General features: G+C 74.2%; 20 protein-coding genes and 1 pseudogene. 7 read left to right on the top strand and 14 right to left on the bottom strand.

What is annotated here, in order from left to right; all coding sequences use genetic code 11:
• The first annotated feature begins 81 nt into the window (after positions 1-81).
• The 3 genes from AB0I41_RS26970 (at position 82) to AB0I41_RS26960 (ending at position 3,801) form a co-directional block, all read left to right on the top strand.
• A complete protein-coding gene (locus AB0I41_RS26970) occupies positions 82-1,716 on the top strand; it encodes a PspC domain-containing protein (RefSeq protein ID WP_357113074.1) in 1,635 nt (544 codons plus the stop codon).
• A complete protein-coding gene (locus tag AB0I41_RS26965; protein ID WP_357113124.1) occupies positions 1,713-2,354 on the top strand; it encodes a hypothetical protein in 642 nt (213 codons plus the stop codon). Before AB0I41_RS26970 ends, AB0I41_RS26965 begins: the two co-directional genes overlap by 4 nt.
• A gap of 199 nt (positions 2,355-2,553) precedes the next feature.
• Positions 2,554-3,801 (top strand): phosphatidylserine decarboxylase, encoded by a 1,248-nt coding sequence (locus AB0I41_RS26960; protein ID WP_357113071.1) that lies wholly within the window; start codon positions 2,554-2,556, stop codon positions 3,799-3,801.
• Between the two features lie 57 nt (positions 3,802-3,858).
• On the opposite strand, the gene AB0I41_RS26955 is transcribed toward AB0I41_RS26960, so the two are convergent.
• The 3 genes from AB0I41_RS26955 to AB0I41_RS26945 all read right to left on the bottom strand — a co-directional run bounded on the left by AB0I41_RS26955 (position 3,859) and on the right by AB0I41_RS26945 (position 7,101).
• Entirely contained in the window at positions 3,859-4,773 is a 915-nt protein-coding gene (locus AB0I41_RS26955; RefSeq protein WP_357113068.1) for a CDP-alcohol phosphatidyltransferase family protein, read from the bottom strand.
• 350 nt (positions 4,774-5,123) lie between these two features.
• The gene (locus AB0I41_RS26950; protein ID WP_357113066.1) at positions 5,124-6,038 is read right to left on the bottom strand and encodes an NUDIX domain-containing protein; all 915 of its coding nucleotides are present in this window, start codon (positions 6,036-6,038) and stop codon (positions 5,124-5,126) included.
• A gap of 115 nt (positions 6,039-6,153) precedes the next feature.
• On the bottom strand, positions 6,154-7,101 hold the full coding sequence (locus AB0I41_RS26945; RefSeq protein ID WP_357113063.1) for an NUDIX hydrolase: 948 nt from the start codon (positions 7,099-7,101) through the stop codon (positions 6,154-6,156).
• A gap of 144 nt (positions 7,102-7,245) precedes the next feature.
• On the opposite strand from AB0I41_RS26945, the gene AB0I41_RS26940 reads away from it, so the two are divergent.
• Entirely contained in the window at positions 7,246-7,653 is a 408-nt protein-coding gene (locus AB0I41_RS26940; RefSeq protein ID WP_357113060.1) for a PspC domain-containing protein, read from the top strand.
• A 10-nt stretch (positions 7,654-7,663) separates the two neighbouring features.
• Here the strand turns inward: AB0I41_RS26940 and guaA are convergent, their stop codons facing one another.
• Both guaA and AB0I41_RS26930 read right to left on the bottom strand, forming a co-directional pair.
• The gene (gene guaA / locus AB0I41_RS26935) at positions 7,664-9,220 is read right to left on the bottom strand and encodes a glutamine-hydrolyzing GMP synthase (protein ID WP_357113057.1); all 1,557 of its coding nucleotides are present in this window, start codon (positions 9,218-9,220) and stop codon (positions 7,664-7,666) included.
• Between the two features lie 156 nt (positions 9,221-9,376).
• A complete protein-coding gene (locus AB0I41_RS26930; protein ID WP_357113054.1) occupies positions 9,377-11,074 on the bottom strand; it encodes a GMC family oxidoreductase in 1,698 nt (565 codons plus the stop codon).
• A 137-nt stretch (positions 11,075-11,211) separates the two neighbouring features.
• On the opposite strand from AB0I41_RS26930, the gene AB0I41_RS26925 reads away from it, so the two are divergent.
• A complete protein-coding gene (locus tag AB0I41_RS26925) occupies positions 11,212-12,336 on the top strand; it encodes an LCP family protein (RefSeq protein WP_357113050.1) in 1,125 nt (374 codons plus the stop codon).
• Here AB0I41_RS26925 and AB0I41_RS26920 read toward each other — a convergent pair.
• From AB0I41_RS26920 to guaB, 4 genes are read right to left on the bottom strand one after another with little or no spacing between them, the layout of a single operon-like run.
• A complete protein-coding gene (locus AB0I41_RS26920) occupies positions 12,333-13,781 on the bottom strand; it encodes a M1 family metallopeptidase (protein WP_357113047.1) in 1,449 nt (482 codons plus the stop codon). The two genes, AB0I41_RS26925 and AB0I41_RS26920, sit on opposite strands and share 4 nt — an antisense overlap.
• Positions 13,782-13,841: 60 nt before the next feature.
• A complete protein-coding gene (locus AB0I41_RS26915) occupies positions 13,842-15,251 on the bottom strand; it encodes a M1 family metallopeptidase (RefSeq protein ID WP_357113044.1) in 1,410 nt (469 codons plus the stop codon).
• Between the two features lie 49 nt (positions 15,252-15,300).
• Positions 15,301-16,419, bottom strand: coding sequence for a GuaB3 family IMP dehydrogenase-related protein (locus tag AB0I41_RS26910; RefSeq protein WP_357113041.1), 1,119 nt, complete (start codon positions 16,417-16,419; stop codon positions 15,301-15,303).
• A gap of 27 nt (positions 16,420-16,446) precedes the next feature.
• Entirely contained in the window at positions 16,447-18,006 is a 1,560-nt protein-coding gene (gene guaB / locus AB0I41_RS26905) for an IMP dehydrogenase (RefSeq protein WP_357113037.1), read from the bottom strand.
• A gap of 195 nt (positions 18,007-18,201) precedes the next feature.
• Between guaB and AB0I41_RS26900 the strand changes: the two genes are divergently transcribed.
• Entirely contained in the window at positions 18,202-18,612 is a 411-nt protein-coding gene (locus AB0I41_RS26900; RefSeq protein ID WP_334569265.1) for a DUF5319 domain-containing protein, read from the top strand.
• 23 nt (positions 18,613-18,635) lie between these two features.
• Here the strand turns inward: AB0I41_RS26900 and AB0I41_RS26895 are convergent, their stop codons facing one another.
• The gene (locus tag AB0I41_RS26895) at positions 18,636-19,460 is read right to left on the bottom strand and encodes a helix-turn-helix transcriptional regulator (protein ID WP_357113033.1); all 825 of its coding nucleotides are present in this window, start codon (positions 19,458-19,460) and stop codon (positions 18,636-18,638) included.
• A 254-nt stretch (positions 19,461-19,714) separates the two neighbouring features.
• Between AB0I41_RS26895 and AB0I41_RS26890 the strand changes: the two genes are divergently transcribed.
• The gene (locus AB0I41_RS26890) at positions 19,715-20,098 is read left to right on the top strand and encodes a WhiB family transcriptional regulator (protein WP_357113030.1); all 384 of its coding nucleotides are present in this window, start codon (positions 19,715-19,717) and stop codon (positions 20,096-20,098) included.
• Between the two features lie 162 nt (positions 20,099-20,260).
• Here AB0I41_RS26890 and AB0I41_RS26885 read toward each other — a convergent pair whose 3' ends face one another.
• From AB0I41_RS26885 to AB0I41_RS26870, 4 genes and pseudogenes are all read right to left on the bottom strand, one after another.
• Positions 20,261-21,880 (bottom strand): molybdopterin-dependent oxidoreductase, encoded by a 1,620-nt coding sequence (locus AB0I41_RS26885; RefSeq protein WP_357113027.1) that lies wholly within the window; start codon positions 21,878-21,880, stop codon positions 20,261-20,263.
• Between the two features lie 125 nt (positions 21,881-22,005).
• Positions 22,006-23,646: a chaperonin GroEL gene (gene groL / locus AB0I41_RS26880; protein ID WP_357113024.1), complete on the bottom strand. Its 1,641-nt coding sequence runs from the start codon at positions 23,644-23,646 to the stop codon at positions 22,006-22,008.
• A gap of 70 nt (positions 23,647-23,716) precedes the next feature.
• The gene (gene groES / locus AB0I41_RS26875) at positions 23,717-24,031 is read right to left on the bottom strand and encodes a co-chaperone GroES (protein WP_018222648.1); all 315 of its coding nucleotides are present in this window, start codon (positions 24,029-24,031) and stop codon (positions 23,717-23,719) included.
• A gap of 181 nt (positions 24,032-24,212) precedes the next feature.
• A pseudogene (locus AB0I41_RS26870) lies at positions 24,213-24,417 on the bottom strand (hypothetical protein); the annotation flags it as partial.

The following is a 24,417-nucleotide window of genomic DNA, read 5'->3' as shown; positions in this document are numbered from 1 at the left end:
ATTCGCGTCCCCGGGATCTCAGGGTGGGGTCAGGGTCGGGTCCTGAGGACGCTCGGGCATCCGGCGCAGCAGGATCGGAGCATGACCGAGGAAGCTGCCCCGCCGCCCCGCCCGTGGGCGGCCGAGCCGGAGAATCCGCCGCCCACCACCGCCGGCCCGGGCGCGCCAGGCCCGTGGGCGTCGGCCCACGGCGGCGACCCCACGCCGCCACCACCCGGGGGGTACGCTCCGCCGCCGTCCGGCGGCGCCGGCTTCACCTCGCGGTACGGGCTGGTCCGGCCGCGTGAGGGCCGCTACCTGGCCGGGGTCTGCGCGGCGATCGGCCGGGCCACCAACACCGACCCGGTGCTCTGGCGGGTGATCCTCGCGGTGCTCGGCTTCTTCGGCGGCGTCGGCATCCTGCTCTACGTCGCCGCCCTGCTGGTCATCCCCAGCGAGGGCGACAGCGGCTCCCCGGTGGAGTCGATGCTCGGCCGGGGCCGGTCCAGCATGTCGCCGGTCACCGTCATCGTGCTGAGCATCCTGGTCGCGGTGACCTTCGGCTACATCGTCACCGACGCCTTCCGGGCCGTGCTGCTCGGCGCGGCGATCCTCATCGGCGGCGCGCTGCTGCTCAACCGGGACGGCCGCACCCCACCCGCCGACGTCGTCGCCGGCCCGCCGGCCCCGGCCACCGCGCCACCCGGCCCGGTACCACCGGTCAGCTACCCCGCGCCGGGCCTCTTCACCCCGGCACAGCCGGTCCCGCCCGGCCCGCTCGCGCCGGCCGCGCCCACCGCGCCGCTGCCGGTGACCGTGCCGGCCGAGCGGACCGCCGAGCTGGCCGCCTGGTCGCCGGCACCGCTGGCCGCGCCGCCCGGCAGCCGGCAGGGCGCGGAGATCGCCGCCTGGGCGGCCGCGCCGGTGACCGGGGAGCCCGCGCCGGCCGCCTGGCCGTCCGGGTCGCCGGCCGCCACGCCGACCGCACCGGTTCCCCCGGTGCCGCCGGTGGGTGCGGCCCTGCCGTCCGGCGGCTACCGTCCGCCGTTCGCACCGCGCGGGCCGTACGCCGGGCCGCCCCTGCCGCCGCCCCCGCCGCCGCGGGTGAAGCCGCCGAAGCGGCCGCGCGAGCGGTCGGCGCTGGGCGCGGTCACCTTCTCGCTGATCTTCCTCGCCCTGGGCGTGGTGGCCATCCTGGACCTGCTGGGCGTCTTCCCGGTCGGGGCCGCGGCCTACTTCGCGGCGGCGCTGGCCACCATCGGCCTCGGGCTGCTGGTGGGCACCTGGTTCGGCCGGGCCCGCTGGCTGATCGCGCTGGGGCTGGTGACCGCGGCGGCGTTGGGCGTGGCCACGGTGGCCGAGTCCTACGACCGGATCCGAGGCGTGGACGGGAACGTCGCCTGGGCACCCACCGACCTCCGCGGCCTGGCCAACCGGTACGAGAACAGCTTCGGCGACGCCACGCTGGACCTGCGCGGGCTCAACCTCGACAAGCGGACCACCGAGATCACCTTCGTGGTCAACTTCGGCCAGGCGACCATCGTGGTGCCACCGAATGTGGACGTGACCACCGTGACCGACGTCAACGCCGGGGACGCCACGGTCTTCGGCCGGCGCTCGGGCGGGCTGGACGGCCGTTCCCGGGAGACCACCGACCTCGGCCCGGACGGGCCCGGCGGCGGCACGCTGCGCCTCAACGTCCACGTCAACGCCGGCAACCTGGAGGTGACCCGGTGAGGGTGCACCGCACGGATCTCGTCTCGCTCGCCTTCGGGCTGCTCTTCCTCGGGCTCTCCGTCTGGTGGTTGCTCGCCCAGATCCTGGGGCTCGCCCTGCCCCCGGTGGGCTGGTTCCTGGCCGGCGCGCTGCTGGTGACCGGGCTGCTCGGCCTGGTCGGCGCGCTGCGGTCGGGCCGGCACGACCGGGAGACCCCGGCGGCCGCCGGGTCGGAGCCGGCCGAGCCCGACCGCTCCGCTGCCGGCTGGCCGGGCCCGCCCGGTGGCTCGGGGGACCAGGAGACGGCCGAGGTCCGGTACACCGGTCCGCAGGACGACGAGCCCACGCTCATCGGCCCGAAGGCGATCGACGCCCCGGTCACCGAACAGGAGACGGCCGAGGTCCGGTTCGCCGGTCCGGACGACGCCACGGCCCCGGTGTGGGGCAGGGACGGCACCGGCGACCGCTCCGCCGGGTGGGAGACCCGGGCGATCGGCCCGGCCGGCGACGCGGACGAGTGGCCCACGGCCGCGATCAGCGACCGGCCCGCCGCAGCGGTCGAGGACCGGGCGGCCGACGCGCCGGACGGGTCGCCCCACCGGTCGCCCGCCGAACCGACCACCGGCCGTCCGGCCGGGGAACGGCGGTCACCCGACTGACCGCGGCGGTGCGATCGCCGGCCGCGGACTCGTATGCTGGCCGGTGGAGATCCCGCCTCCGCCGGCCGGCCCGCGCCGCCGGGCCTCGTCCACGGCCGAGCCGTCCGGTCACCGGTCCCGTCCGGGGCCGGCGGACCAGGTCGCACGTGGCGGTCCCGCCGCGACAGCCCGTCTCTACCTCGTCAGGAGCCCGTCCGACATGACCCAGTCCCCCGCCGAGCGCACCCCCGGCCGGTCCGGTCCGGTCCGCATCGGCGAGCGTGCCGCCCGTACCCTCGTCGCCGAGCTCGCCCGGCGTAACGACCCGAAGGCCGCCCTCCTGGTCGGCGCGTCCCCCGAGTCCGCGGTGCTCGCCGCGGCGGTCGACGCGCTGCTGCCCGGCGACACGCTCACCGTCGTCCCGGCCGAGACGGCCAGCGCCGCCGCGCTGCGCGAACACGTGACGGCCCAGGGCCGCTGGGTCGCCGACCGGGTACGCGTCGTCGACTCCCTCGCCGAGGCGGACGCCGCCGAGGTGGTCATCGCCGCCGAGCCGCTGACCGGCACCGCCGAGCAGGCCCGGACGACCGTCGACGGCCTGGCCAAGTACCTCAGCGAGGGCTCGGTGCTGAGCGTGGCCGCGCCGGTGTTCCGCACCGAGGGCGCCGCCGCCGAGCTGGACCGGCAGGGCGTGCTGCACGGAGTCGGCACCGACCTGGTGCTGCGCAACCAGCCGCCGGTGCGGGTGCACCACCTGCGCTTCACCCCGGCCAGCGCCGCGCTCGCCGCCCGGCTGGCGCCGGCGCACCGTCCCTCCAGCGTGCCGCTGACCCGCGGCATGCACATCGACTCGAACGGCGTCGCGGCGGCCGGCATCGCCCTCGGGCTGGCCGCGGTGGCCCGGGTGGTGCGCCCGAAGTCCAAGCTGTGGCTGCTGCCGGCGCTGGCGGCCGGCCCGGTGGCCGCCTTCTTCCGGGACCCGGAGCGGGACGTCCCGGAGGACCCGTCGGCCGTGGTCGCGGCCGCCGACGGCCAGGTCCTCTCGGTGCAGCGGCTGCACGACGAGCGCTTCGGCGACGGCGAGTGGCTGCGGGTCGCGGTCTTCCTGTCGGTGCTGGACGTGCACGTCAACCGCGCGCCGGTGCCCGGCAAGGTGGTCGACTACTTCGTCGCCGACGGCGGCTTCGTCAACGCGATGAAGCCGGACGCCGAGCACAACGTGGCCGCGTACACGGTGCTGGACACCGACCACGGCACGGTGGTGGTGGCGCAGCGCACCGGGCTGATCGCCCGGCGGATCGTGCAGCGGGCGCCGATCGGCGCGCTGCTGGCCCGGGGCGAGCGCTTCGGCCTGATCCGGTTCGGCTCGCGGACCGACGTCTACCTGCCGGCCGAGGCGGCGGAGCCGCTGGTGGGGCCGGGCGACAAGGTGGTCGGCGGGTCCACGGTCATCGCCCGCTGGCGCTGACGAACGCGAGAAGGGGCGCCGCGGTCGCGGCGCCCCTTCTGCGTACGTGCGGGTGGATCAGGCGGTGCGGCGCTGGTGCAGCCAGAGCACCGGGCCGCTGACCAGGTAGCCCACCACCGCCAGGGCGAAGGTGAGCCGGATGTCGACCAGCGCGCCGATCACCGGGGCCAGCCACAGCCACGGCGGCAGCTTGAGCAGCCGGGCGAGCTTCGCGTACGGGAAGCTGGAGACCATCGCGAAGGCCAGCAGCGCCACCCCGGCGATCTGCACCACGGCGGGCAGCGGCAGGCCGATGGCGACCGTGAGGGCGAGCACCGCCGCCGCCATGGTCGTCGGCACCCCGCAGAAGAACCGGCCGTCCTTCGGCGAGACGTTGAACCGGGCGAGCCGGATCGCGGCGCAGGCCGCGACGAGGGCCGCGGCCACCGCGGCGGCCGCGGTGGGCGCCGACCCGGCCAGCGAGGCGTAGACCACCACGGGGGCGGCCAGGCCGAACGAGCACATGTCGGCCAGCGAGTCCATCTGGGCGCCGAACGGGCTGGCCACGCCGAGCTTGCGGGCGAGCGCGCCGTCGAGGCCGTCGAAGGCGACGCAGGCGATCAGCAGGAGCGCGGCCACCCGGGTCTCGCCGGCCATGGCCACGAAGATGGCGTTGATGCCGAGCACCAGGCTGGCCAGGGTGCAGGCGTTGACCAGCGCGAACTTCATCCGGCGCGACGCGGTGCGCTCGCCGGGGAGCAGCGGGATCGACATCGCCGGCGAGTCGTCCACCGGCGAGGCGGGGGCGAGGGCCGGGCTGACCGGCATGACGGCCTCGATCTCGGCGCGGCGGGCGCGGTCGAAGCCGTACCGGCGGGGCCGGTCGACGAGGCGCTCCGGGACGACCAGCTCGGTGCCGGTACGCGGGTCGCCGTCGCGGCGGCCCACCCGGACCAGCAGCACCTGGCGGGCGAACGTGCTGCTGCGGCGCAACCGGCCCGCCCAGCGACGCCCTGCGGGGCGCGGACTGTCAGTCGTACGACGCCGGCGCCATGGGGCTCTCGGCACGTTTCCTCCATCACCGGATCGGCTGACCGCCCACGGGGGGCGGGTGTCCGGCTGTCTCGTGCCGGACCGCTCCTGGCCCGGCAGCCCGTTTCAAGCGGAGTACACCATTGCACAGGGAAGTGGTGGTTGGCGATAGCTGACGGCGGTACTTATATTCCGTTAAACCGCGCGAACCGCTCTCTTGTTCCCATGTCGGGCTTCATCGCCCGATTTCTCCGCCAACCTCACGTACGACTGTACCGGAGCACCCCACCGCCGGCCCCGTGAGCGGGTGCCTACCGGCTCCGGCGTCCGCTTGCCAGCGCGGCGACCTCGGTCAGCGACAGCTTCGCCACCTGCGCGGACGTGAACCAGCCGGCCTCCGCCGTCGACCCGCCGGCCAGCTCGGTCACCACGGGCTCGGTGGGCGCGGAGACCCGCACCCGGTAGACCACCCGGACGGCGTGCCAATCCAGTGGGCGACCCTCCGGGCCGAGCGCCGCGGGGTGGTGCAGATTGTCGACCGTCAACAGGTCGACAACCGTCCCGAGCTGCCCGGACTCCTCCACCAGCTCGCGCAGCAGTCCGGCGGCCGGCTGCTCACCGTGATCCGTGCCACCCCCGGGCAGGTGCCACCGACCGGCACCCGGGTAGCCGCGCGCGATCCGAGTCAGCAGGATCCGGCCCGCCGGATCGGTGACCAGCCCGTACGCGGCGAAGCGCTGGCGCCGGTCGGCCGGCGGGGTGGCGGCCTGCTCGGCCGGCAGGGCACCGGGCAGGTCGGCCGGCAGGGGCGTGACGGGTAGGCCGAGCAGCTCGGCGGTGAACGGCATCAGCGGCACCGCCGCCGCCTCCTCCGGGGTGCACCAGGCCAGCTCGTCGCTGCCGCCGGCCGGCTCCGGGCGGAGCTCACCGCCGCGTGCCTCGACATCGAAGACCAGCCGGTCGGTGTGCACGGCGACGCCGTCGGCCCGGAAGGTGGTGACGTCGGCCAGGGCGGCCCGCACCCCGGTCACCTCGACGGTCAGCCCGGTCTCCTCGGCGAACTCGCGGACCACCGCGCGCACCGGGTGCTCCGCATGCGCGACGCCGCCCCCCGGCAGCTGCCACACCCCCGGAAACGGACAGGACGCCGCTCCCCGAGCCAGCAGCACCCGCCCGCCGGCCCCGCGCAGCACCCCGTACGCCCCCACCCTCCGCCGCTGCTCCAAGCCCACCACTCCCCCGCCGTCCGGCCGCCCGCCACATCGATCATGAGGTTAGCGGCAGCCGGGGCGTGGTATCAGGTGGTCGACCTCAGGGTCGACGGCGGAGGGCCGGGCGGGGTCAGGTCAGGCGGGCGGCCTGGACGGCTTCGGCGGTGACCTCGGTGAGGCGGTCGGTGGGGAGGGCGCCCAGCTCCTCGCGGGCGAACCAGCGGGCCTCACAGGTGGAACCGCCGACGTCGGCGACGGTCGGCGGGGCCGGCTTGTCGACCACCACCCGATAGAAGGCGCGCACCCCGTGCCAGTCGATCGGATAGCCCTCCGGGCCGAGCGAGGCGGCGTCCCGGTGGCTCGCCACGCCGAGCAACTCGACCAGGCGGCCGGTCTGGCCGGTCTCCTCCACCAGCTCCCGGATCAGCGCGGCACCGGGCTGCTCGCCGTAGTCCGTGCCGCCGCCGGGAAGGTGCCAGCAGCCGGCCCCCGGGTACCCGTCGGAGACCCGGGTCAGCAGCACCCGGTCGTCGGGGTCGGTCACCACCGCGTACGCGGCGAAGCGCTGCGCCCGGTGCAGGCCGTCCGGGCCCGGGACGGCGTAGAAGGAGGGGAACTCCGGCGGCTCGTCCGGGACGAGGTCGGCGGAGGAGGCGGGCAGGCCGAGGGCGCGCGCGGTGAACGAGCGCAGCGGCAGCTCACGGGCCTCGTCGAGGGTGTACCAGCGGGCCAGGTCGGTGGGGCGCTCCATCCGGTCGGTCAGCGTGCCGCCGCGCACCGAGACCCGGTAGAGCAGGCGGTCGGTGTGGATGGTGATGCCCCGCTCGGGCAGGGCCCGCATGTCGGCGAGGACGTCCGCCAACCCGGAGACGGCGACCGAGAGCCCGGTCTCGGCGGCGGTCTCCCGGACGACGGTGTGCTTCGGGTCCTCGCCGTGGTCGACCGCCCCGCCGGGCAGGGACCACACGCCGGGGGTGCCGGAGCGCTCCGACGCGCGGACCAGCAACACTCGGTCGACTGAATCAGCACAGACTGCGTATGCCGCGATCCTGCGGAGCGGCTCCAGCAAGGTGGTCACGGAGCCAAATTCTCCCCGCCCACGGTTACCTGTATCGAAAAGAGTCAGATTCCTGACTCAGGACTGGCACGTCAGGGATCGGTCAGGGTAGGGATCCGGGCGGTCACCGAGGTCGCCCGGCCACCCCGCGCGGAGGGTGGAGACATGACCTCGACGAACTCACCCCAGGCCCCGTACAAGCAGCTCCGCCGACCCACCACCGACCGGATGGTGGCCGGCGTCGCCAGCGGCCTCGGCCGCTACTTCGCCGTCGACCCCACCCTGGTCCGGGTGGTCTTCGCCGTGGCGACCCTGCTCACCGGTGGAGTCGCCGCGCTGGCGTACCCGATCATGTGGTTCCTGATGCCGGAGGAGCCGGCGGGCGCGCCCGCCTGGCCGCACCCGGCGGGTGCCGCGCCGCAGGCCGGTCCGGCGACCTGGCCGACCCCGGCGCCGCAGCCGGCCCCGTACGCGTGGCCGACCGCGACCGGGCAGCCCGGTCAGACCGAGCCGGTCCCGGCCCCGCGGCCGGAGCCGGAGTCCCGGCCGGCGGCCGCGCCGCCGACCGCGTGAGCCGGCCGGCTCACTCCCACTCGATGGTGCCCGGCGGCTTGCTGGTCACGTCCAGGACCACCCGGTTGACCTCGGCGACCTCGTTGGTGATACGGGTGGAGATCCGGGCGACCACCTCGTAGGGCAGCCGGGACCAGTCGGCGGTCATCGCGTCCTCGCTGGAGACCGGGCGCAGCACCACGGGATGCCCGTAGCTGCGCCCGTCACCCTGCACACCGACGCTGCGCACGTCGGCCAGGAGCACCACCGGGAACTGCCAGACGCCCCGGTCCAGGCCGGCGGCGGTCAGCTCCTCCCGGGCGATCAGGTCGGCCTTGCGGAGCAGATCCAGCCGCTCCCGGTCGACCGCGCCGATGATCCGGATGGCCAGGCCCGGACCCGGGAACGGGTGCCGCCAGACCATCGCCTCGGGCAGGCCCAGCTCCAGCCCGAGCGCCCGGACCTCGTCCTTGAAGAGCGTGCGCAGCGGCTCGACCAGGGCGAACTTCAGGTCCTCCGGCAGGCCGCCGACGTTGTGGTGGCTCTTGATGTTGGCGGTGCCGGTGCCGCCACCGGACTCCACCACGTCGGGGTAGAGGGTGCCCTGCACCAGGAACTCGACGTCGCCGTGGGAGGCGATCTCGCGGGCGGCGGCCTCGAAGACCCGGATGAACTCCCGGCCGATGATCTTGCGCTTCTGCTCCGGGTCGGTGACCCCCGCCAGCGCGCCGAGGAACCGCTCCTGCGCGTCGACCACCTTCAGCTTGATGCCGGTCGCCGCGACGTAGTCCTTCTCCACCTGCTCGGCCTCACCGGCGCGCAGCAGGCCGTGGTCGACGAAGACGCAGGTGAGCTGGTCACCGACCGCCTTGTGCACCAGCGCGGCGGCGACCGCCGAGTCCACGCCGCCACTCAGGCCGCAGATGACCTCCTTGTCGCCGACCTGCTCGCGGATCCGGACGACCTGGTCGTCGATGATGTTCTCGGGCGTCCAGGTCGGTGCGATGCCGGCGATGTCGTACAGGAAGCGAGTCAGCATCTCCTGGCCGTGCGCGGTGTGCCCGACCTCCGGGTGGAACTGCACGCCGGCCCGGCGACCCGTCACGTCCTCGAAGGCGGCGACCGGGGCGCCCGCCGACTCGGCGGTCACCGTGAAGCCCTCGGGGGCCTCGGTCACGCAGTCACCGTGGCTCATCCAGACCGGCAGGTCCGCCGGCAGGTCACGCAGCAGCACGCCGGGGGCGAGGAGGCGGGGGCGCAACGGGGTGCCGCCGTACTCGCGGTTGCCGGTCTTCGCGACCGTGCCGCCGAGCGCCTGGGCCATCGCCTGGAAGCCGTAGCAGATGCCGAAGACCGGCACCCCGGCGTCGAACATCCCGGCGTCGATCTGCGGGGCGTCGGGCGCGTAGACGCTGGACGGGCCGCCGGACAGGATGATCGCGGCCGGATCCTTCGCCAGCATCTCGGCGACCGGCATCGAATGCGGGACGATCTCCGAGTAGACCTTGGCCTCGCGCACCCGGCGCGCGATGAGCTGGGCGTACTGGGCTCCGAAGTCCACCACGAGGACGGGGCGAGGCGTGCTCATGTGCAGAAAGCCTACCGACCGGCACCCCCGCTCCGGCCACACCCCGCCCAGCACCACCCCTCTTCCCGCGATCTTGCACTTTCCGCCCGGACAAAAGTCACATACGTCGCATGAAGAGGGCCGAAACTGCAAGATCGCCGGGGTGGGGGTGGGGGATCAGGGTCGCAGCGCGGCGGGGGCGTCCGCCGGGACCGCCGGGTGGTTCGGGGGTACGGGCGGCACCCGCTGGTACGCCTCGCCGAGCGGCGGGCGGGGATCGTCCCCACCCCTGTTCGGCCAGAAGGACATCGCCCGCTCCGCCTGGGCGGTGATCGTCAGCGACGGGTTCACGCCGAGGTTGGCCGAGACCGCCGCGCCGTCCACCACGTGCAGCCCCGGGTGGCCGTACACCCGGTGCCACGGGTCGACCACCCCGTCGGCCGGGGACGCCCCGATCACCGCCCCGCCCAGGATGTGCGCGGTCATCGGGATGTTGAACGGCTCGGTCAGCGCGCCGCCCGGCGTACCGCCGATCTCCTGGGCGAGCAGCCGGACCGCGTGGTTGCCGGCCGGGATCCAGGTCGGGTTGGGCGCGCCGTGGCCCGGGCCGCAGACCAGCCGCCGGCCGAACGGGCCGCGCCGGAACCGGGTGGTCAGCGAGTTGTCGACCGACTGCATGACCAGGGCGATCACCGTACGCTCCGACCAGCCGCGCACCGACAACATCCGGGCGGCGGTGCCGGGCTGCCGGACCAGGCTGCCCAGCCAGCGCCGGACCCGGCGCGGCCCGCCGTCGACCAGCAGCGACTGGAGCAGCCCCATCGCGTTCGAGCCCCGGCCGTAGCGGACCGGCTCGATGTGGGTCTGCGGATCCGGGTGGAACGAGCTGGTGATCGCCACCCCCTCGGTGAGGTCCAACCGCTGCGCGCGGGCCCGCCGGCGGGGCACCGAGGCACCGAGGATGGCCTCCGAGTTGGTCCGGGTCAGCTCCCCGAGGCGGGGGGACAGGCCGGGCAGCGCACCGGTCGCCTTCATCTCGTGCAGCAGCCGCTGGGTGCCCAGCGCCCCGGCGGCGAGGACCACCTGGTCGGCGTGGACCACCTGCCGCCGCTTGCGCAGCCAGGCGCCGGTCCGCTCGGTGTGCACCTCGTACCCGCCACCGGGGGCCGGCCGGACGGCGGTCACCGTGGTCAGCGGGTGGACGTCGACGCCGAGCCGCTCGGCCAGCCAGAGGTAGTTCTTGACCAGCGTGTTCTTCGCCCCGAGGCGGCAGCCGGTCAGGCACGAGCCGCAGTGCGTGCAGCCGGTACGCCCGGGGCCGACGCCGCCGAAGTACGGGTCGGGCACCCGCTGCCCGGGGCGGCCGATGTGCACGCCCACCGGGGTGGCGTGGAAGGTGTGCCCCACCCCCATCCGCTCGGCGACCCGGCGCATCACCCGGTCCGCGCCGGTGTCGACCGGGTACGTGGTGACGCCGAGCATCCGCTTCGCCTGGTCGTAGTGGCGGGCCAGCTCGTCGCGCCAGTCGGTGACGCCCCGCCACTGCGGGTCGTCGTAGAAGGCGTCCAGCGGCTCGTAGAGGGCGTTGGCGTAGACCAGGGATCCGCCGCCCACCCCGGCCCCGGAGAGCACCATGACCCCGCCGCCGGCCTTCCGGTCGGCCGAGCGGAGCAGGGTTATCCGTTGCAGGCCGTAGCAGCCGAGCCGGGGCGCCCAGAGGAAGCGCCGGGCCCGCCAGGAGGTCTGCGGGAACTCGTCGTCGGCGAACCGGCGGCCGGCCTCCAGCACGCCGACGGTGTAGCCCTTCTCGGCCAGCCGGAGCGCGCTGACGCTGCCGCCGAAACCGGACCCGATGACGACCACGTCGTACCGCATGGACGCATCATTACCGCTGAGTAGCCATCGCGCCAGCGGCAGTTTTCGCGCGATCATGCTCGGGTCAGCCGATCCGTCAGGCCGCGCCCGCAACTCGGGACCCCCGTCGGAGCGTTTCCATCACGAGGGGCGGAGCCATGGCTCACAAGACAGGGGCGCGGCGCCCACGCCGGGTACTGCTGCTGGCCGCCCTCGCCGCGGTCGTCCTGGTCGTCGCGGGCGCCCTGGTGGTCAGCCGGCTGGTCGCCGACGAACGGCCGGAGCCCCGACCGGGGACGGCCACCGCCACGGCCACCGCCACGCCGAGCGTCGCGGCCGAGCCCAGCCCGACCACCCCGCCCGGGGCCGGCATCACCGGGCCGCTCAACCTGCTGCTGGTCGGGGTGGACACCCGGGTCAGCGTCCCCGGCTGGGAGCCGCACGGTGACTCGGTGCTGGTGCTGCACGTACCGGCGGGGCTGGACCGCGCGTACCTCTTCTCCCTCCCCCGCGACCTGCTGGTGGACATCCCGGCCTTCCCGAAGTCGGGCTACCGGGGCGGGAAGACCAAGCTCACCCACGCGATGAGCTACGGCAGCCGGGTGCCGGACAAGCCGAAGCAGCCCAGCGCCGCCCAGGGGTACGAGCTGCTGCGCAGCACGGTCAGCGGCTACACCGGGCTGCGGATCGACGCCGGCGCCGTGATCACCTTCAACGGCTTCGACAAGCTGGTGGACACCCTGGGCGGGGTGGACATCCACGTCGACCAGCGGGTGGCCTCCCTGCACCGCAGGCCGGACGGCAGGCACCGCGACCCGGCGCCCTCCGGCGGCGGCTACATCGGGCCGCAGATGGTCTACGAGAAGGGCCAGCGGCACCTCAACGGCTGGCAGGCGCTGGACTACGCCCGGCAGCGCTACATCCCCGGCGGCGACTACGCCCGGCAGCGTCACCAGCAGCAACTGCTCCGGGCGCTGGCCACCAAGATCCTCGACGAGGACCTGGCCCGGCGGCCGGACCGGGTCCAGCAGGTGGTCGACGTGCTCGGCGACACCCTGATCTACGCCGGCGGCCCGCGCATCGTCGACCTCGCGTACGCCCTCGGCGGGCTGGGCGTCGACCGGTTCACCCTGGTCGCGCTCCCCGGCAGCGGGGTGGGCAAGGGCAGCGCCTACCGGGGTGAGGAGCTCAAGCCGGTCGGCCGGGAGTTCCTCACCGCGCTCAAGGCCGGCGACGCCGAGCCGTTCCTCGCCGCCCACCCCGAGCTGCGGGTGAAGAACTAGCGGCGCTCCGGGGCCGGCGGCCGGTCGGTACCGTGCAGCCAGGCGTCGAAGAGCTTGTCCAACTGCTTGCCGGAGACCCGCTCGGCCAGCGCGACGAACTCGGCGGTGGTGGCGTTGCCGTTGCGCTTCTCCGCCGCCCAGGTCTTGAGGATCTTGAAGAACACCGGGTCGCCGACCGCCATTCGCAGCGCGTGCACGGTCATCCCGCCCCGTTGGTAGACCGACTCGCTGAACAGGTTCTCCCGGCCCGGCTCGCCCGGCGGCGTCTGCCAGAGGCGGCTGGACGAACCGGCGTACCGCCGGTCGAAGGCCGCCTGGGCGGTGCCGTTGCCCCCGTGCTCGGCCCAGAGCCACTCGGCGTACGTGGCCAGCCCCTCGTTGAGCCAGATGTCCTGCCACTTCGCCACCGAGACGCTGTTGCCGAACCACTGGTGGGCCAGTTCGTGGGCGACCACGCCGGTGTTCTCGCCGCCCCGGAAGAAGCCCGACCCGTAGACCGGGCGGCTCTGCGTCTCCAGCGCGTACCGGATGCGGTCGTCGGCGACCACCACCCCGCCGTACGCGGCGAACGGGTACGGCCCGAAGACGCTCTCCAGGTAGTCGGCGACCTCCGTGGTGCGGGCCATCGACGCGTCGGCGGCCCCCTTGCCCAGCTTGGTGCTGACCGCGCTGAACACCGGCCGTCCCCTGTGCTCGCCGGTCTCGACCCGGTACTCCCCGATCACCACCGTGCTCAGGTAGCTGGCCATCGGGGCGGCCTCGGACCACTTCCGGGTGGTCCAGCCGCCCCGGTCCGACCGCCCCTTCGGCACCCCGTTGCTGACCGCGGTCAGCCCCTTCGGGACGGTGATCTCGACCTCGTAGGTCGCCTTGTCCGAGGGGTGGTCGTTGACCGGGAACCAGGTGCTCGCCGACTCCGGCTGGCCGAGGGCGATCGCGCCGTCGCCGGTGTGCAGCCAGCCGCTCTCGCCGAGCACCTCGTTGCGCAGCGGCTCCGGCCTGCCCTCGTAACTGATCTCGGCGGTGAAGCCGTTGCCGGAGGTGAGGCCGGCGGCCGGGGTGACGATCAGCTCGTCGGCCTCGCGCGCGTGCCGGGCCGGTACGCCGTCCACGGTCACCTTCCGCACGGTCAGCCCGGCCAGGTCCAGGTGGAACGCGGACAGGTCGGTGGTGGCGGTGGCCTGCACGGTGGTGGTGCCGGTGAGCCGGTCGGTCGCCGGGTCGTAGCGGACCGTGACCGTGTACCGACCGACGTCGTACCCGCCGTTGCCGTAGCTCGGGAAGTAGGCGTCGCCGACACCGGCGGCGCCCGGCGCGAACTGCCGCCCGGCCGTCGGGGCCGACGCCGTGGCCGGCGTCCGCTCCAGCTCCGGGTCGGACCCGCAGCCGGCGAGCCCGAGGACCGCCACCGTCACCAGACCGACACCCCGCCGCATCCGTGCCATGGCCACCCGCCACCTCCCGTGCCGTCCGCGGCAGCCTAACGAGCGGCGGTCACCGGCGGGTCACGGCAGGGCGGGAGCGACGCCGCCGACCAGCCAGGCGTCGAGGAGCGGGCGCAGCGGGCGGCCGGCGACCCGCTCGGCGTACGCGACGAAGTCGGCGGTGCTCGCGGTGCCGTCGCGCCGCTCTCCGGTCCAGCCGCTCAGGAGGCGGAAGAAGGTCTCGTCGCCGACGGTCCGGCGCAGCGCGTGCACCGCGAGGGCACCCCGCTGGTAGACCCCGTCGCCGAACATCGCCGCCCGGCCGGGGTCCACGGCCGGCTGGGACCAGTCGGTGACGGCGTACCGCAGCTCGAAGGCCTGCTGCGCGGTCCGGCCACCGTCGTGCTCCGCCCAGAGCCATTCCGCGTACGTGGCGAAGCCCTCGTTGAGCCAGATGTCCTGCCACCTCGCCAGCGAGACGCTGTCGCCGAACCACTGGTGGGCCAGCTCGTGGGCCACCACCGACGGGTTCGGCCGGCCGCCCCGGAAGAAGCCCGGCCCGTAGACCGGGCGGGACTGGGTCTCCAGCGCGTACCCGATCCGGCTGTCGGTGACCGCGATGCCGCCGTAGGAGTCGAACGGGTACGGCCCGAACCGGCTGGCGAGGAAGTCCGCGATCTCGCCGGTGCGGGCCAGGGAGGTGGCCTCCGGGCCGGTCGCCGGCAGGCTCGCCGGCACCGCCGTGACCATCGGCTTGCCGGCGTGCGTGCCGGTCTCGACCCGGTAGTCGCCGATCACGAGGGTGGTCAGGTAGCTGGCCATCGGCGCCCGCTCGGCCCACCGCCAGGTGGTCCAGCCGCCGGCGCTGGTGCGCTCCCCCGGCACCCCGTTGCTCAGCGCGGCCAGCCCGTCGGGGACCGCCACCTCGATGTCGTAGGTGGCCTTGTCGGACGGGTGGTCGTTGACCGGGAACCAGGTGGCCGCCGACTCGGGCTGGCCCAGCGCGATCGCCCCGTCGGCGGTGTGCAGGAATCCGCCGCTGCCCAGCTCGCCGTCGGGGACGGCGGTCGGCACCCCGGCGTACTCGACCTCGACGGTGAACCCGGTGCCGCGCGGCAGCCCGCGTGGCGGCGTGACCACCAGCTCGTCGCCGTCGCGGCGGTGCCGGGCCGCCGCCCCGGAGACGGTCACCCGGGAGACGTCCAGCCCGATCAGGTCCAGGTTGAACCGGGAGAGCGCGGCGGTGGCGGTGGCGGTGACGGTCGCGTGGCCGGTCAGCCGGTCGGCCGCCGGGTCGTACCGCACCCGCAGCCGGTACCCGGAGACGTCGTAGCCGCCGTTGCCGCGGCCCGGGACGTACGGGTCACCGGCGTCGGCGGCGCCGGGCCGGAACGCGCCCGGGTCGCGCCGGTGGGACGTGCATCCGGCGCCCACGACGGTCGTCGCCGCCAGGACGACGGCGACGGTGGTCCTCAGCCGGGTACGACGCACCGGCCGAGCCTAATCGGCACGACCGGTGCGTCGGGTGGTTTTGTCCGGGTCAGCGGTCCAGGACCAGGCCGACCTTCTGGAACTCCTTCAGGTCGCGGTAGCCGCACTTGGCCATCGCCCGGCGCAGCCCGCCGAAGAGGTTGAGCTGGCCGTCCGGCTCGTCGGCCGGGCCGAAGAGCAGCTGCTCCATCGAGCCGATCGGCTCGCCGGCGACCTCGAACGCGCCCCGCGGCAGCGACGGGTGGCTGGCGGCCGAGTGCCACCAGGCGCCACCGGCCGGCGCCTCCTCGCAGAGCGACAGCGGCTCGCCGAGCATCACCGCGTCCGCGCCGCAACCCAGCGCCTTGGCGATGTCGCCGGAGGTCTGGATGTCGCCGTCGGCGATCAGGTGCACGTACCGGCCGCCGGTCTCGTCCAGGTAGTCGCGGCGGGCCGCGGCGGCGTCGGCGATCGCGGTGGCCATCGGCACCCGGATGCCCAGCACCGACTCGGTGGTGGACCAGTCGTCGCCGCCGATGCCGACGATCACGCCGGCCGCGCCGGTGCGCATCAGGTGCAGCGCCGTCTTGTAGTCGGTGCAGCCGCCCACCACGACCGGCAGGTCGAGGTCGGCGATGAACTCCTTGAGGTTCAGCGGCTCGTCGGTGGTCGAGACGTGCTCGGCCGAGACGATGGTGCCCTGGATGACCAGGATGTCGACGCCGGCGTCGAGGATCACCGGCGCCAGTGCCAGGGTGTGCTGCGGGGAGACCCGGACGGCCACCGTGCCGCCGCCCGCGCGCAGCTCGCGCACCCGCTCGGCGATCAGGTCCGGGCGGATCGGCTCGGCGTAGACCTCCTGGAGCCGCTTGGTCGCCCGGGCGTCCTCGCCGAGGCCGGCCAGCTCCTCCAGGACCTTGGCCGGGTTCTCGTACCGGGTCCACAGGCCCTCGACGTTGAGCACGCCGAGCCCGCCGAGCTGGCCGAGCCGCACGGCGGTGGCCGGGCTCATCGTCGCGTCCGACGGGTGCCCGACGCAGGGGATGCCGAACTGGTACGCGTCGAGCTGCCAGCCGGTGGAGACGTCGTCGACGTCCCGGGTGCGGCGGCTCGGCACGATGGCGATGTCGTCCAGGTGGTAACCGCGCTGCGCGGTCTTGCCCAGCCCGATCTCGACCACGTCACGCATGGGGACTCCAGTTGTCGCAGGGGATGGTCAGCGGGAGTGGTAGTTGGGCGCCTCGACGGTCATCTGGATGTCGTGCGGGTGGCTCTCCTTGAGCCCGGCCGCCGTGATCCGGATGAGCTGACCGCGGCGGTGCAGCTCGGGGATGCTCTCCGCGCCGACGTACCCCATCGCGGCGCGCAGCCCACCGATGAGCTGGTGGGCGACGGCGGACAGCGGCCCGCGGTAGGGCACCTGGCCCTCGACGCCCTCGGGGACGAGCTTGTCCTCGGCGAGCACGTCCTGCTGGAAGTAGCGGTCCTTGGAGTAGGACTTGGCCTGGCCGCGGGACTGCATCGCGCCGAGCGAGCCCATCCCCCGGTACGCCTTGTACTGCTTGCCGTTGATGAAGATCAGCTCGCCGGGGCTCTCCTCGCAGCCGGCCAGCAGGCTGCCGAGCATCACCGTGTCGGCACCGGCGACCAGCGCCTTGGCGATGTCGCCCGAGTATTGGATGCCGCCGTCGCCGATCACCGGGACGCCGGCCGGCCGCGCGGCCCGCGCCGCCTCCATGATCGCGGTGATCTGCGGTACGCCCACCCCGGCGACGATCCGGGTGGTGCAGATCGCGCCCGGGCCGACACCCACCTTGACGCCGTCCGCGCCCGCGTCGACCAGCGCCTTCGCGCCGGCGTACGTGGCGACGTTGCCGCCGACGATGTCGATGCTCACGTCCTTCTTGAGCTGGCGGACCATGTCCAGCACCGCCCGCTGGTGGCCGTGCGCGGTGTCCACGATCAGCACGTCGACGCCGGCGTCCACCAGCGTCCGGGCCCGCTTGTACGCGTCGTCGCCCACGCCGACCGCCGCGGCGACCCGGAGCCGCCCGGCGTCGTCCTTGGTGGCGTTCGGGTACTGCTCGCTCTTGGTGAAGTCCTTGACGGTGATCAGCCCGCGCAGCCGGCCCGAGCCGTCCACGATCGGCAGCTTCTCCACCTTGTGCCGGCGGAGCAGGTCGAGGGCCTCGTCCTTGCTCACCCCGACCGACGCGGTGACCAGCGGGGTACGGGTCATGATCTCGTGGACCGGGGTGGCCGGGTCGGAGACGAACCGCATGTCGCGGTTGGTGACGACGCCGACCAGCTGCCCGTCGCCGTCGACCACCGGCACGCCGGAGATGCGGTAGCGGCCGCAGAGCTCGTCGACCTCGCGGAGGGTGTCGTCCGGGCTGGCGGTGACCGGGTTGGTGATCATGCCGGACTCGGAGCGCTTGACCAGGTCGACCTGGAGCGCCTGGTCGTCCAGGGAGAGGTTGCGGTGCAGCACGCCGATGCCGCCCTGGCGGGCCATCGCGATCGCCATCCGCGCCTCGGTGACCGTGTCCATCGCGCTGGACAGCAGCGGCACGGTCAGCTCGACGTTGCGGGTGAGCCGGGTGCGGGTGTTGACCCGGCTGGGCACCACGTCCGACTCGCCCGGCTGGAGCAGCACGTCGTCGAAGGTCAGACCGAGCGGCACCACCCGCGCCGAGCCGGCCGGCAGCTCCGGCAGGTGACCACCCGGCTCGCCGCCGGCGCCGCCGGAAAGATCAGTGCTGGGCGAATTCTCCACGATTGCTCTCCTGAGCTGCTTGGACGGGCTTCAGCGAGGTGGCGCGCGCGGGCACCGGCGCACGCCGGAGTGACGGCGCGTCGTTTCATCGTACCCACTGACCTGGGCCGCCCCCGGCGGTGCCGCCGCGGGTCGCCGGGGCCACAGGACGGCCGGGGGGACGCGTCCGGCGAGCGTTGGGACTACGGTGAGGGGGTGCACGACGAGCCCATCGACCCGTTCAACGGCGACCCGGCCGATCCGGCTGCTGGCCTGCACGATCCCCGGGAGGACGACCAGCTCGACCCGCTGACCGAGGTCGAGCGCCAGGACGTCCTGGAGGACCTGGCCGACCTGGAGATCTACCAGGCCCTGCTGTCGCCGATCGGGGTGCGCGGGCTGGTGATCGAGTGCGAGGACTGCCGCGAGCCGCACTACTTCGACTGGGACCTGCTCCGGGGCAACCTGCGTCACCTGCTCAGCTCCGGCCGCCCCCGGGTGCACGAGCCGGCCTACGACCCCGACCCGGACCACTACGTCACCTGGGACTACGCGCGCGGCTACGCCGACGGGGTGCACGACACGCTGACCGAGGCCGCCGAGGAGGAGTCCCCCTCCGACGACTGAGCCCGACTGCCGGGGCGGCTCGCTCAGGCGACCAGGCCGGCGCGGAAGCCGGCGGCCACCGCGTGCGCGCGATCCCGGGCGCCGAGCTTGCGGAACAGCCGTCGGGCGTGCGTCTTGACGGTGTCCTCCGAGACGAACAGTTCCCGCCCGATCTCGGCGTTGCTCTTCCCCTCGGCCATCCCGAGCAGCACCTGGAGCTCCCGCTCGGTCAGTCCGACCGCGCTCCGCCCGCCCCGGGCGCCGGGCGCGCCACGCCGGCCAGCGGGCGCGGGCGCGTCCGGCTCGGCGGCGTCCGGCTCGGCCTCGTCGTCGCCTCGCTGCACCGGCACCACCGACGGGCCGCCGCCGGGTCCCTCGGCCGGTCCGGGAGACCAGCCCGGGCCGGGCTTGCCCGGGGTACGCCCGGCCGAGGGCCGGGGCGGCGCGCCGACCGCGGCGGTGTCCCGGGCCGGGTCGGTGACCCGGTTCCGGGTCGTCCGGCCGGGGGCGGAGAGCAGCAGCAGGGCCTTGGCCACCGCGCTGGTCAGGTCGTGGTCGGTGCCCTGGATCAGCCCCCGGGCCCCGGCGTTGATCGTCGCGGCGGCGGCCTCGGACTCCTCGGCACCGAGCAGCAGCACGGCGGCCTGCGGCGCGCGGGCCAGCACCCGGCGGACGAAGCCGGCGCTGTCGGGTCGGGTGAGGGCCGTGTCGGCGAGCACCACGTCGACCGGGCGCTCGGCCAACCGCAACATCACCTCGGGGTCGGAGACGGCGGTCCGCACGGCTGCGGCCAGGCCGAGCCGAGCGGCCGCCGAGGTCAACTGCTGCGCGGCGAGTGGTGTCCGAACGCAGACGAGAACGGTACGCACGGTGGTCTCCTCTCCGCAGAGAGCAGACCATGGCGGGCTGTGCCGGGGTGGAGGTTCCCGGCAATCCTCCGAACTTTTCCGACATCTAGGGCATATGACGCAAGTCGTCCGGCGTTTTCGATCACACATGTGTGAGTCGGGGAAAGGTCGGGTACCGAGACGCCGGGCCGGAAACGGTGCGCCTGCGCGGACCGCCGCCCGGACACCGGATGTGAACGAGACCTCCGCGGTGCCGCGCGGGAAGAGGGGTGCTGATGTCGAACGTACGTAGACTGCCCGGACCCATCGTCGACCTGTGGGACTGGCAGCGGCTCGGCGCCTGCCGGGGTCGCGACACCGCCCAGTTCTTCCACCCGGACGGCGAGCGTGGCTCCTCGCGGCTGCGCCGCGAGTCCGGCGCCAAGGCCGTCTGCCGGGCGTGCCCGGTCCGGGCCGAGTGCGCGGCGCACGCCCTGTCCGTCCGCGAGCCGTACGGCGTCTGGGGCGGCTTCAGCGAGTCCGAGCGGCTGCGCCTGCTCGCGCTCGGCTGGGAGGACCTGGCCGACCGGCGGCAGACCCGGGTCGACGTCGCCCGGCTGGAGGCCCGCCTGGGCCGCCCCCACAAGTCCGCCGTGCCGGACCAGCGCAAGGTCGCCTGATCCCGGCCGAGAGACCCCGACCGACGCCGCGCTCCGCACCGGAGCGCGGCGTCGTCGTGCTCCCGCCCTGCGGTGCGTTCCGCCCGGAACGGGAAGCGTGTCGGAGACGCTGTGGAGCTGATGACGTCCCGGGGACGAGCGGGAGAGCAGTCGGGTGTCCGGTCAGCGGACGGTGACCTTCACCGTGTGCCAGCCGGTGGCGCCGTCCGGCTCGACCGGCTGCTCCCGCCCGATCTGCGGCTCGCCCGCGGCGTCGGTCGCCCGCACCTGGAGGGTGTGCTCGCCGGGGGTGGCGTCCCAGCGCCAGGACCACTGCACCCAGGTGTCCACCGACACCGTCGGGGCGAGCGTCGCGTCGCGCCACGGGCCACCGTCGGCGCGTACCTCCACCCGGCTGATCCCACGGTGCTGGGCCCAGGCCACCCCGGCCACCATCACCGGGCCGGCCGTGAGCCGGTTCCGCGGGCGCGGCGTGTCGATGCGGGACTGCGTCCTGACCGGCCCCTGCGCCGACCAGCCCCGCGGCACCCAGTACGCGTCGAAGTCGGCGAAGCTGGTCAGCTCCAGCTCGGTCACCCACTTGCAGGCGGAGACGTAGCCGTACAGGCCGGGCACCACCATCCGGACCGGGAAGCCGTGCTCGACCGGCAGCGGCTCGCCGTTCATTCCGACCGCCAGCAGCGCGTCCCGCCCGTCCCGCAGCACCGCCGTCGGGGTGCCGCAGGTCCAGCCGTCGACCGAGCGCCCCACCACCTGGTCCGCGCCCTCCTCCGGGTCCGCCTCGTCCAGCAACTCCCGGATGGGTACGCCCAGCCACCGGGCGTTGCCGATCAGGTCCCCGCCCACCTCGTTGGAGACGCAGGCCAGGGTGACGTACCGCTCCACCATCGGCCGGGCGAGCAGATCGGCGAAGCTCAGCTCGATCGGATTGCGCACCCGCCCGTGGATGCGCAGGCGCCAGGTATCCGGATCCACCTGCGGCACCACCAGCGCGGTGTCGATCCGGTAGAACCCGCTGTTCGGGGTGACGTAGGGGGCCAGCTGCGCCAGCGACAGGTCGGCGCCGGCCGGGACGGCCGGGGCCACCGCCGACGGGGTGGGCAGCGCGACCGCCTCGCGGGCCGCCGAGACGCCCCGGCGGCCGGCGAGCCAGTGCCCGCCCAGGCCGGCCGCGGCGGCCGCGCCGGCCAGCACGCCCACCCCGCGCAGGAACCGGCGCCGCGACTCCGGGTCGGTGGTCTCCAACGGCTCCCACCCGGCCGGCGGACCGCCCGCCGGAACCGGGCCGGCCGTCGCCTCCCGGCCGTCCGTCGGCAGGGGCGTCGGCGGGGTCCAGGGCCACGGCTCGACCTCCAGCGGGCCGGCGAGGAAGGCCCAGAGCACCAGCCCGCCCAGCGCCGCGCCGACCAGCGAGGGCAGCGCGTCGGCGGCGTCCACGCCGGCCCGGGTCAGGGCGGCGGCCACGCCGAGGGCGGCGAAGGCCGCGATGCCGGCCAGGCCGACCCACAACCGGCGAACCGCCAGCAGCCCCAGCAGCGCGGCGAACGCGGCGAGCAGCAGCGCCGTCCCGACCAGCAGAGCGATCTTGTCGTACGTGCCGAACAGGGTGATGGCGAACTGCTTGAACGGCTCGGGTACGACGTCCACGACCAGCCCACCGACCGCGATCAGCGGGGCGGACCGGGGGCCGGTGAGGACCGCGACCGGCTCGGCGGCGCCGATGGCCACGGCGGCGGCCGTGATCCCGGCCAGCGCGGCGAGGCCGCGGGGGGTGCTGCTCATCGGACCAGTGTTGTCGATCAATCGGCCGGACCGCCAACCACGTCAGCGTTCCGTAATGCACCCCGGGAACGCGTCAGGGCGCACCGTCGCGTGACGGTGCGCCCTGAGTCGGCGTACGCCGTGGGTCAGAAACCCGGGCCGTGCTGGTGGCCGTGACCGTGGCCGTGCCCACCGGCGGCGGCCGGCTCGGCCTTCTCCGGCTTCTCCACCACGAGGCTCTCGGTGGTGAGCAGCAGGCCGGCGATCGAGGCGGCGTTGGTGACCGCGTTGCGGGTCACCTTCACCGGGTCGATGATGCCGGACTTCACCAGGTCGACGTACTGGCCGGTGGCGGCGTCGAGGCCGTTGCCCCACTCCTTGCCGGCGACCTTCTGCACCACCACGTAGCCGTCGTGGCCGGCGTTCTGGGCGATCCAGCGCAGCGGCTCGACCAGCGCCTTACGGACGATCGAGACACCGACCTTCTCGTCGCCGGTCAGGCCCAGGTCGTCGGCGAGCACCGGCAGGACCTGCGCCAGGGCGGCGCCACCACCGGGCACCGTGCCCTCCTCGACGGCGGCCTTGGTCGCGGCGATCGCGTCCTCGATGCGGTGCTTGCGCTCCTTCATCTCGACCTCGGTCGCCGCGCCCACCTTGATGACCGCGATGCCGCCGGAGAGCTTCGCCAGCCGCTCGGCCAGCTTCTCCCGGTCCCACTCGGAGTCCGAGGCCTCGATCTCCTTGCGGATCTGCGCGACCCGGTCGGCGACCTCGGAGGACCGGCCGCCACCGTCGACGACGGTGGTGTTCTCCTTGTCGACCACGACCCGCCGGGCGGTGCCGAGCACCTCCAGGCCGACCTGGTCGAGCTTGTAGCCCAGCTCCGGGGCGACCAGCTCGGCGCCGGTCAGGATCGCCATGTCCTGGAGCATCGCCTTGCGACGGTCGCCGAAGCCGGGGGCCTTCACCGCGCAGACCTTGAGGGTCTTGCGGATCGAGTTGACCACCAGGGTCGACAGCGCCTGGCCCTCGACGTCCTCGGCGATGATCAGCAGCGGCTTGCTGTTCTGGAGGACCTTCTCCAGCAGCGGCAGCAGCTCCTCGATCGCCGAGATCTTCTGCGTGGTGATGAGGATGTACGGGTCCTCCAGGACCGACTCCTGCGACTCCACGTCGGTGACGAAGTTCGGCGAGATGAAGCCCTTGTCGAACTGCAGGCCCTCGGTCACCTCCAGCTCGGTGGTGAGTGCCGAACCCTCCTCGACGGTGATGACACCGTCGCGGCCGACCTTCTCCATCGCCTCGGCGATCAGCTCGCCGATGGTGGCGTCCTGCGCGGAGATCGTCGCGACGTGCGCGATCGACTCCTTGCCGGAAACCTCGACGGCCCGGTCGAGCAGCGCCTCGGAGACCTTGGCGGCCGCCGCGTCGATGCCCCGCTTGAGACCGGACGGGTTGGCCCCGGCGGTCACGTTGCGCAGGCCCTCACGGACCATGGCCTGGGCCAGCACGGTCGCGGTGGTGGTCCCGTCGCCGGCGACGTCGTTGGTCTTGGTCGCCACCTCCTTGACCAGCTGCGCGCCGAGGTTCTCGTACGGGTTGGTGAGCTCGATCTCCTTGGCGATGGTCACGCCGTCGTTGGTGATCGTGGGCACACCGAATTTCTTGTCCAGGACGACGTTGCGCCCGCGCGGGCCGAGGGTGACCTTGACCGTGTCCGCGAGGGCGTTGACACCGTGCTCGAGCAGGTGCCGGGCGTCGTCCGAGAAGCTCAGGATCTTCGCCATGAATGTCCCTTCGAAGCGTCGTTGCCCCGGCCCGGCGAGCCGGACCGGGGCAACGACACTGATCGGTTGCTTACTTCTCGATGACCGCGAGGACGTCGCGGGCGGAGAGCACCAGGTACTCCTCGCCGGCGTACTTGACCTCGGTGCCGCCGTACTTCGAGTAGAGGACGGTGTCGCCGACCTTGACGTCGATCGGCACGCGGTTGCCCTTGTCGTCGATCCGGCCCGGGCCGACAGCGAGGACGGTGCCCTCCTGCGGCTTCTCCTTGGCGGTGTCGGGGATCACGATGCCCGAGGCGGTGGTGGTCTCGGCCTCGTTCGCCTGGACCACGATGCGGTCCTCGAGCGGCTTGATCGCAACCTTGGTCGCGGTAGTCACGGGCATACCCTCCTGGGGTACTTGGTGTCGTTGCCGGTCGGCACGCCGACCAGCGTCAATCTGCCACATGCCACCGGGCGGGGCCGTCGTCGCGGGTGCCGGTCCGCCTGGCGTTCAGCGCCCGCGCCGGATGGCCCGGGAGCTGGCACCCTCGGGGTGAGAGTGCTAATCGCAGGTTATTCCTCGGCTAGCACTCCGTCAAGGAGAGTGCCAGCCGGCCGCCCGGCGCGTCGCGGCCGACCGCCCATGATCGCCCCCGCCCCGGCCCGGTCGCCCCACCGGGACGGGGCGGGAGGGCGGGCCGCGAGAATGGGTGCGTGGACATCGACCAGCTCGCCGCGCTGCGTACCCCCGAGGGGTCGGCCGCGCTCGCCGCGGCGGGCGCGCTGGCC

This window comes from Micromonospora sp. NPDC050200 (assembly GCF_040656135.1).
In the GTDB taxonomy this organism is placed as follows: Bacteria; Actinomycetota; Actinomycetes; order Mycobacteriales; family Micromonosporaceae; genus Micromonospora.
Note: the sequence above shows the minus strand (reverse complement) of the source record. Positions and strands in the feature narration are given on the sequence as shown.

Coding starts and splice junctions, on each gene's coding strand:
- AB0I41_RS26970 (WP_357113074.1), top strand. CDS start 82: ATGACCGAGGAAGCTGCCCCGCCGCCCCGCCCGTGGGCGGCCGAGCCG.
- AB0I41_RS26960 (WP_357113071.1), top strand. CDS start 2,554: ATGACCCAGTCCCCCGCCGAGCGCACCCCCGGCCGGTCCGGTCCGGTC.
- AB0I41_RS26940 (WP_357113060.1), top strand. CDS start 7,246: ATGACCTCGACGAACTCACCCCAGGCCCCGTACAAGCAGCTCCGCCGA.
- guaA (WP_357113057.1), bottom strand. CDS start 9,220: ATGAGCACGCCTCGCCCCGTCCTCGTGGTGGACTTCGGAGCCCAGTAC.
- AB0I41_RS26930 (WP_357113054.1), bottom strand. CDS start 11,074: ATGCGGTACGACGTGGTCGTCATCGGGTCCGGTTTCGGCGGCAGCGTC.
- AB0I41_RS26925 (WP_357113050.1), top strand. CDS start 11,212: ATGGCTCACAAGACAGGGGCGCGGCGCCCACGCCGGGTACTGCTGCTG.
- AB0I41_RS26920 (WP_357113047.1), bottom strand. CDS start 13,781: ATGGCACGGATGCGGCGGGGTGTCGGTCTGGTGACGGTGGCGGTCCTC.
- AB0I41_RS26910 (WP_357113041.1), bottom strand. CDS start 16,419: ATGCGTGACGTGGTCGAGATCGGGCTGGGCAAGACCGCGCAGCGCGGT.
- AB0I41_RS26890 (WP_357113030.1), top strand. CDS start 19,715: ATGTCGAACGTACGTAGACTGCCCGGACCCATCGTCGACCTGTGGGAC.
- AB0I41_RS26885 (WP_357113027.1), bottom strand. CDS start 21,880: ATGAGCAGCACCCCCCGCGGCCTCGCCGCGCTGGCCGGGATCACGGCC.
- groL (WP_357113024.1), bottom strand. CDS start 23,646: ATGGCGAAGATCCTGAGCTTCTCGGACGACGCCCGGCACCTGCTCGAG.
- groES (WP_018222648.1), bottom strand. CDS start 24,031: ATGCCCGTGACTACCGCGACCAAGGTTGCGATCAAGCCGCTCGAGGAC.